This is a genomic window from Arcicella rosea (assembly GCF_014204325.1).
Taxonomy (GTDB): Bacteria; Bacteroidota; Bacteroidia; order Cytophagales; family Spirosomataceae; genus Arcicella; species Arcicella rosea_A.
Window position 1 is genome coordinate 1 of record NZ_JACHKT010000060.1, and the last position, 7,746, is coordinate 7,746.

The window sequence follows — 7,746 nt, forward strand, 5'->3', positions numbered from 1 at the left end:
AACTCTGGAATAAATGCTTTGGGGCATTTGCAAAATGGATAAATATACAAATGTCTTACAATCAAAACTTTAAAGAAATCTTCGGGTAGAGTACAAACAAAGTATTTTTATTACTTGAAACTTATTAAAATTCAAATTTTAAATAAAACAGCTCTAAATTTGCATACACTCAAACAAGTAATTTTTCTAAAATTTCCCTTTCTAATTATCTTTGATTCAAAATAAATCAAAAACCTAAAAAAACCTATCGGTAAAAATAATTAAAATATGATGGACATCTCTACTTATGGAATTGTTTACCTTTTGTCATTCTTTCCTTTGCTATCTGGCAAACCTATTTGAGTAAAAAATTAAGTATTCAGCAATTTGTACCAAAAATTTGGATAGTAATTTTTGGTTTGATGATGATTATTCAAGTCGGTTCTTATGCCAATTATATTTTTATCTATGCAATGCCTTTACTTTTTGGCTTTGATTTTTTTAAGGATAAAAAATTCTTAATCATTACTTTTTTCATCCAATCTGTCGCTGCTTTTCAACCTTCTTTATGGTTCAGAACGGGCAAGCCTTTCCTTCAATTCAAAGATTTCGCTGAAATTCGTTTTAGCTTAGAATATGCTTTTGAAATTATTATTTTCGTCGGAGTATTGTATTGGTTAAATTTGGTCATCAGAAAAGAAGGAAGTTTGGATTCTTTCAAGTAAAAAAAAAGCAAATTTTGCTTTGAATAGCATAAAACAATTAAATGAAATAACTCCCAAACAAAATACACATGAAAAAAAACGTTTTATTGCTTTGTTCACTTTTATTTGGCTATCAATTCGGAATGGCTCAACAGAAAAAAGACCAAATCAAACTTGTTGTTAAAGAAGCAGAAAACAAAGTAGATGTTTTGGTAGATAACAAACCTTTTACTTCTTATTTCTATCCGAGTGATGCTATTCTAAAAAAACCTGTATTATTTCCAATTCTTACATCAAAAGGTACGACTATTACTCGTGGTTATCCTTTTGCTACTCGTGCTGGTGAAAGAGTTGACCATCCACATCATGTTGGTATGTGGCTTAATTATGAATCTGTCAATGGTTTCGATTTCTGGAATAATTCTACGGCAATTAAAGACCGTTCTAAATACGGAACGATTAAACATACTGGCATCGTAGAAAGTAAAAGTGGAAATGGAAAAGCTAGTTTAGCGGTTACAGCAGATTGGATTGATAATGACGGAAAAGGAAATTTATTATTGAAAGAAAAAACAACTTACGTTTTTCATTCAAAAGGAGACCAACGTATTATTGATAGAATTACAACTTTAACGGCACAAGATAAAGAAGTTATTTTTAAAGACGTAAAAGATGGCTTTTTTGCTATCAGAGTAGCTCGTGAATTAGAACATCCATCAGATAAACCTGATGTTTTTGTAGATGCAAGTGGCATCGAAACCAAAGTTGATAAATTAGACAATACTGGTATTACTGGTAATTACAGAAGTAGCGAAGGCATCGAAGGTGAAAATGTTTGGAGTACTCGTGGAAAGTGGACAAACTTAGCTGGAAAAATCAAAGATGAAGATATTTCTATTGCTATCATCGACCATCCAAAAAATATAAATTATCCTACTTATTGGCATGCTCGTGGTTATGGACTTTTTGCTGCTAATCCTTTGGGTGAAAAAGTTTTCAGTAAAGATAAAAAAGAGTTAAATCTTACTTTAGCACCAAAACAATCTGTTACTTTCCGTTATCGTACTGTAATTACTTCTGGAAAAGCTTCTGATGAAACATTAAATAAATTAGCGGCAGATTTCGCAAAATAGACTATCATGGATACTTCATACGTTTAAAATTAAAACATTTAATACGTATGAAGTATCTTTTTTTAATTGTAATCTGTGTTGAAAGTATCTTTTTCCAATCAGATTCTTCGCTTTATGAAAGCAATGCGGAGGCTTTTCTGAAATCTGCCATTGCCAATCAAGTTATTGATGCTCGCAATCCCAATTATGAGTTATTAGATGCCGCACTATTTCAGGCTAGTAATTTACAACGAAAAAAATACCGTCTCCCACTCTTTTCATATTCTCCGATATTACACCGTATCGCTAGTGAACACTCAGAAGCCATGATTTCCAAGAATTTCTACAGCCACGAAAATCCATACAATAAAAACAATAGAAATTTATCGAAAAGAGTATTGAGCCAAACCAATGAGTTTTCTCAAATGGCTGAAAATATTGCGGAATTTGACATCATTCAGTCGAAATATGATACCTTTTGTATTATTGAACCACAAAGAAAAGGAGGAGATTTTCAATATATTGATTGCAATACTGAAAAACCAATCCCAATGCAAACCTATAAAGAACTGGCAATCAACATTGTAAATGAATGGATGAGCTCGCCCGGCCATCGTGCCAATCTTTTAAATAAAAAATACAAAGTCATGGGATGTGCCATTCGCCTTAGTAAAAATCCATTTAAAACAGAGAACAGTCCTTTTAGCAGAATCACACAAAATTTTGGAGGATAAATCACAGATTGACAAATACTTTCGGTAATATTTTCAATTTTCGGAAAGTACATCCGTGAGAATTGAATCGCTTTTTAATATCTTTGTGATAATTACACTAATTACCAACAGAGATTTAAAACATAAAATACATATAATGAAATTAACTTTTTGGGGAGCTACAAGGCAGGTGACGGGTAGTATGTATTTACTTGAATTGGATGATGAGTTTAAGATTCTGATTGATTGTGGAAGAAATATGGGGCGAGAAGTTGATTATACACAACCTGTTACCAACAAAGCATTTTTCCCTTTTGAGGCCTCTCAAGTAAATTTAGTTCTCCTTACACATGCACACATAGATCATTCTGGAAATATACCCATGCTGTATCGTGAAGGTTACGAAGGACAAGTTCTTTGTACTTCTGCTACTGCTGATTTAACAAGTCTATTATTGTACGATGCCGCTAACTTAAACTTAAAAAAAGTAAAACAAGCCGAGGGTGACAGTAACAAGAAGAAAAAAAAGATGGACAGATTGCTCATCAAGGGCGATTTGTACTTACAAAAAGATGTTGAAGATGCCATGGCAAATTTTGTCACACTTCAATTTCATAGACGTTTCAGAATTGCGGATAATGCTTGGGTAACTTTTATTCCTGCTGGACACTTACTTGGTGCAGCACACATTATTGTTGAGGTTCAAGAAAATGGAGTAATGAAAAGCATCTGTTTTTCTGGCGATATTGGTAGAAAAGATTATCCACTTCACATTGACCCTTCTAGTGAAATTCCAGAAGTAGATTACTTATTATGTGAAACTACTTATGGTGGCAGACTGCACGAAGATAAAAAAACACCAGAAGATGCTTTAGCTGAAATTATTCAACGTACTTGTATTGATATTCCGGGAAGATTAATTATCCCTGCTTTTTCAATTGGTAGAACGCAGGCTTTATTATATACTCTAAACAGATTATATTCCGAAAAAGGCTTTAAACCTATCAAAGTATTCAGTGATAGCCCTTTAGCCTATGCTTCTACGAAAGTTTATCAGAAAAATCTCAAGCAACTCAACAAAGAAGCTAGAGATTTTCAAGAAGAAAATGATTCTTTATTTGACTTTGAAAATTTACAGTACATTCAAAGTGAAAAATCAAGTAAAGCTATCTCAAATTATGCCGAGCCTTGTATTATAATTTCGGCTTCAGGAATGATTTCTGGCGGTAGAGTAGAACAACACATTGCTGCCAATATCAATAATGTATATTGTACTATTTTATTAGTAGGTTATTCTTCGGAAGGCACTTTAGGTTGGCGTTTAATGAATGGACAGAAGTCGCTAAAAATCAAGGATGTAGAATATCAAGTACTGGCGAATGTTGAGAAAATAGATATTTTTTCAGGTCATGGAGACCAAGCAGATTTGCTAAATTTTGTCAAAAAACAATCCCCTAAAAAGCTGAAAAAAGTATTTTTAATTCATGGTGAAGAAGAAAGTATGAATACTTTCAAAGATTTACTTGAAAATGAAGGTTTTGCCAATATAGAAATTCCAGAAATGGGACAAGAATATATCTTATAGCGATGTTAAAAGACTGCTCAAATCTCAAAAATTTGGTCAGTCTTTTCTTTTAGGTTGATATTTGTCTAATTTTGCGAGAATATTTTTTAAAACTTCAGTCAAAATCACTGAAATTTACCTTTCCTAAAAATAGTCAACGGATAATTTCATAACCGTAAAAAACTAAATATGCGTACTTTATTAGATTTTGAAAAACCCATTGCCGAGCTAGAGTCAAAACTAGTTGAAATGAAAAAATTGGCAATTGATAATAATGTTGATGTTAGCGTTGCGGCTTCGCAATTGGAAGCAAACATCGAACAATTAAAAAAAGAAACTTTTACAAATCTAACTCGTTGGCAAAGAGTACAGCTTTCTCGTCATCCAGAACGCCCTTATACTTTAGATTATATCGAAAATATCTGTGATGAATTTATCGAAATTTATGGCGATAGAAACGTAGGAGACGATAAAGCAATGGTTGGTGGATTTGGTAAAATTGATGGTGAAACTGTCATGATTATCGGTCAGCAAAAAGGAAGAAATACCAAACAACGTCAATTACGTAATTTCGGAATGCCAAATCCTGAAGGCTATCGTAAAGCACTTCGCTTAATGAAAATGGCAGAAAAATTTGGGAAACCTATTGTTACTTTAATTGATACTCCAGGTGCATTTCCAGGTTTAGAAGCCGAAGAACGTGGTCAGGGTGAAGCAATCGCAAGAAATATCCGTGATATGTTCATGTTGAAAGTTCCTGTAATTTGTATCATTATCGGTGAAGGTGCTTCTGGTGGTGCATTAGGTATTGCCATTGGCGACAGAGTTTTGATGCTAGAAAACACTTGGTATTCTGTAATTTCTCCAGAATCTTGTTCTTCAATTTTATGGCGTTCTTGGGATTTCAAAGAGCAAGCAGCAGAAGCATTGAAACTAACAGCAACAGATATGTTGAACAATGGTTTAGTCGATGGAATTATTCCTGAACCACTTGGTGGCGCTCATCTAGATTATGCAACTGCCACACAAACTGTTAAAAAAGTAATTCTAAATACTATTTCTGAACTTCAAAAACTTAGTCCAAGCGAAAGAATCAATCAAAGAGTTGATAAATTCGGTGGCATGGGTGCATACAAATAGTGAAAAATATCATCTTCGATTTAGGAAACGTCATTATCGACATTGACTTTGAAAGAACATTCAAGGCTTTTACTGAAATCTCTGAAAATGTAAATTGGCGAGAAAGTGAAAGAATTTTGAAAGAAAAACAAATCTGGTCGAGATACGAAAAAGGTCAGTTAACTAATGCAGAATTCAGAGCTGAGATTCGTGAGGAGCTCAAAATCACTGCAAGCGATGAACAAATTGATACTGCATTTTGTGGTTTATTGATGGACATCGACCCTGCAAGAATTGAACTCATCAAAAAATTAGCAACAAAATATAAAATCTATATTCTTTCAAATACTAGTCATATCCATTTTTTGGAAGTTGAACGAATTTTGGAACGTTGTGCAGGCGTAAAACACTTCAGTGAAATTTTTGATCACGTTTTTCTTTCTTACGAAATGGGAAAACTAAAACCTGAAGTAGATATTTATGAAGAGGTACTCAAACAAGCAAACCTTGTTGCTTCTGAAACCTTATTCTTAGATGACCTGTTAGCAAATTTAGAAGGAGCAGCTACTTTAGGTATTCAAACCAAACAAATTGTTCCCAACGAATTTACGATTTTAGATTTATTTTCAAATGAAGTATAAAAAAGAGATTATTCAAGCGGTTCTTTTCATCGTTACTTTAATCACAACAACCTTGGCAGGAACAGAAGCAATGACTGCCAAGGCTTTTTTCTTTGCTCCAGAACCTTTTCTCTTACATTTTCCTGACGATTTCTGGCAAGGATTAAATTTCTCTCTTCCCTTCCTAGGTATTCTTACTTGCCATGAATTTGGTCATTACTTCACTGCAAGGTATTACAAGATTAAAACCTCGTTACCTTACTACATTCCAATGTTTCTAAGCGTTTTTTCTGCCATCAATATCGGTACTTTAGGTGCTGTTATTCGCATTACAGGAAAAACCCGTTCAAGAAAACAATATTTTGATATTGGTATTGCTGGCCCATTAGCTGGTTTTGTAGTGGCTTTGGTAGTTTTATACTATGGTTTCACACATTTACCGCCATTTGAACATATTTTTTCGATTCATCCCGATTATCAACAGTTTGGAAAAAACTATCCAAGTGAAGTAATGAGAATCCCCAAATTCATGAATGGGCAATTAGTATTGGGCGATAATTTACTCTTCAAATTCTTTAAAAATTACGTTGCCGACCCCAATCTTTTGCCTCCAAATTTTGAAATCATGCACTATCCATTGATTTGGGCTGGATATTTATCATTGTTTTTTACAGCATTGAATTTGTTCCCAATCGGTCAATTAGACGGCGGACATATTTTGTATGGATTAATTGGTAAAAAGAATTTCAATATTGTTTCTCCAGTTATTTTTATCGCTTTTGCCTTTTTTGCAGGTTTTGGATTGTTCACAATTGAGGACATAAAAAACATTGGAGCAACAGGTTATTATCAATCTGAGTCGGACTTTTTTACTTGGTTGTTGGCTTATGTACTTTTCCTAAGAATTTGTTTTTCAAGAATTTCCGAAAATCAACTTACTTCTTGGGTGCTAAGTTTGAGCATAGTAGTTGTTCAATTGTTGTTAACATACATTCCATCGATTGCCAGCATACAAGGTTTTTCAGGCTTTTTACCATTCTTATTTTTACTTGGTAGATTTTTGGGCATTTATCATCCCGAAGTTGAAATTGATGAACCTTTAGATTTCAAAAGACAATTATTAGGTTGGCTTTCATTGATTATTTTTATCCTTTGCTTTACGCCCTATCCATTTATGCAAATTGATTTTGCTGCGAAATAATTGACTATTGCTTTTGAAAACATTAACTTCAAAACATAACCAATCATCCAAAATAATATTAATTTTCAATTCACATTAGAATGTTTAATTTTTTGTTCAAATTTCTTTTTAAAATAGCTGGCTGGAAATTGGTTGGTCAGTTCCCAAAACATATCAAAAAAAGTATTTTGATTGTTGCTCCACATGCACAATCAGTTGATTTTCCTGTGGGAATTGGTGCGAGAGCTGCCATTGGTGTCAAAATGGGTTTTCTCGGAAAAAAAGAATTATTTGAAGGTCTTTTTGGTTGGATGTTTTATTGGCTTGGTGGTTATCCTGTAGATCGTTCAAGTAATAATCAAGTTGTAAAAGCAGTAACAACTTTATACAATTCAAAAGAAGAATTACATTTAGTAATTGCACCAGAAGGCACTAGAAAAGATGTTGATAAATTAAAAATGGGCTTTTATTTTATTGCTAAAAACGCTGATATTCCCATTGTCATGATTGGTTTTGATTATGCCATCAAAGGAATTGTAATCAGTGAACCATTTTATACTACAAATGATTCTCATGCCGATTTAAAACAAATTGCACTGTTTTTCGATAAAATTGGTGGTTACAAAAAAACTTGGGTGAGTAATTACTTGAAATACTAAAATAAACATGAGTCATCCCGAATTTTCTCTTGAAAAAGTGAATTTTAAAAGATTTCAATGTTTTTTGGATTGGTTCTCGTCCTTACTTTTTGCCTT

At 33.1% G+C, this 7,746-nt stretch carries 8 protein-coding genes; all 8 read left to right on the forward strand.

Features of this window, described 5'->3' with window-relative positions; translation table 11 throughout:
• The first annotated feature begins 338 nt into the window (after nucleotides 1–338).
• The 8 genes from HNP25_RS21415 (at nucleotide 339) to HNP25_RS21450 (ending at nucleotide 7,650) form a co-directional block, all read left to right on the forward strand.
• Nucleotides 339–704 (forward strand): hypothetical protein, encoded by a 366-nt coding sequence (locus HNP25_RS21415; RefSeq protein ID WP_184137784.1) that lies wholly within the window; start codon nucleotides 339–341, stop codon nucleotides 702–704.
• A gap of 68 nt (nucleotides 705–772) precedes the next feature.
• Complete coding sequence (locus HNP25_RS21420) at nucleotides 773–1,816, forward strand: DUF6807 domain-containing protein (protein WP_409012538.1); 1,044 nt, start codon at nucleotides 773–775, stop codon at nucleotides 1,814–1,816.
• Nucleotides 1,817–1,863: 47 nt separating this feature from the next.
• On the forward strand, nucleotides 1,864–2,529 hold the full coding sequence (locus HNP25_RS21425) for a CAP domain-containing protein (RefSeq protein WP_184137785.1): 666 nt from the start codon (nucleotides 1,864–1,866) through the stop codon (nucleotides 2,527–2,529).
• A gap of 136 nt (nucleotides 2,530–2,665) precedes the next feature.
• On the forward strand, nucleotides 2,666–4,093 hold the full coding sequence (locus HNP25_RS21430; protein ID WP_184137787.1) for an MBL fold metallo-hydrolase RNA specificity domain-containing protein: 1,428 nt from the start codon (nucleotides 2,666–2,668) through the stop codon (nucleotides 4,091–4,093).
• Nucleotides 4,094–4,261: 168 nt separating this feature from the next.
• Nucleotides 4,262–5,212 (forward strand): acetyl-CoA carboxylase carboxyltransferase subunit alpha, encoded by a 951-nt coding sequence (locus tag HNP25_RS21435; protein WP_184137789.1) that lies wholly within the window; start codon nucleotides 4,262–4,264, stop codon nucleotides 5,210–5,212.
• Nucleotides 5,212–5,832, forward strand: coding sequence for an HAD family hydrolase (locus tag HNP25_RS21440; RefSeq protein WP_310587192.1), 621 nt, complete (start codon nucleotides 5,212–5,214; stop codon nucleotides 5,830–5,832). Before HNP25_RS21435 ends, HNP25_RS21440 begins: the two co-directional genes overlap by 1 nt.
• Entirely contained in the window at nucleotides 5,822–7,012 is a 1,191-nt protein-coding gene (locus HNP25_RS21445; RefSeq protein WP_184137791.1) for a site-2 protease family protein, read from the forward strand. The genes HNP25_RS21440 and HNP25_RS21445 overlap by 11 nt, the downstream gene beginning before the upstream one ends.
• An 80-nt stretch (nucleotides 7,013–7,092) precedes the next feature.
• Complete coding sequence (locus tag HNP25_RS21450; RefSeq protein WP_184137793.1) at nucleotides 7,093–7,650, forward strand: 1-acyl-sn-glycerol-3-phosphate acyltransferase; 558 nt, start codon at nucleotides 7,093–7,095, stop codon at nucleotides 7,648–7,650.
• The last annotated feature ends 96 nt before the right edge of the window (nucleotides 7,651–7,746 follow it).